Source organism: Bacteroides caecigallinarum (assembly GCF_021530995.1).
GTDB classification, from domain to species: domain Bacteria; phylum Bacteroidota; class Bacteroidia; order Bacteroidales; family Bacteroidaceae; genus Phocaeicola; species Phocaeicola faecigallinarum.
This window is the reverse complement of the sequence record NZ_JADYTF010000386.1, coordinates 1-212: the sequence shown is the minus strand read 5'-3', so window position 1 is coordinate 212 and position 212 is coordinate 1. Positions and strand designations below refer to the sequence as shown.

General features: G+C 48.6%; 1 rRNA gene. It reads left to right on the top strand.

Annotated features, from left to right (window positions below):
• Positions 1-212: ribosomal RNA gene (locus I6E24_RS17145) — 23S ribosomal RNA — on the top strand; the annotation flags it as partial.

The window sequence follows — 212 nt, the reverse complement described above, 5'->3', positions numbered from 1 at the left end:
AGTCACGGGGAGGTGCAAATAACCCTTGATCCGTGAATTTCCGAATGGGACAACCCGATATCCTGAAGGGATATCACCTTACTAATGTAAGGGGCTAACGCAGGGAACTGAAACATCTTAGTACCTGTAGGAAAAGAAAATAACAATGATTCCCCCAGTAGTGGCGAGCGAACGGGGAAGAGCCCAAACCACCCATGTTACGGCATGGTTGG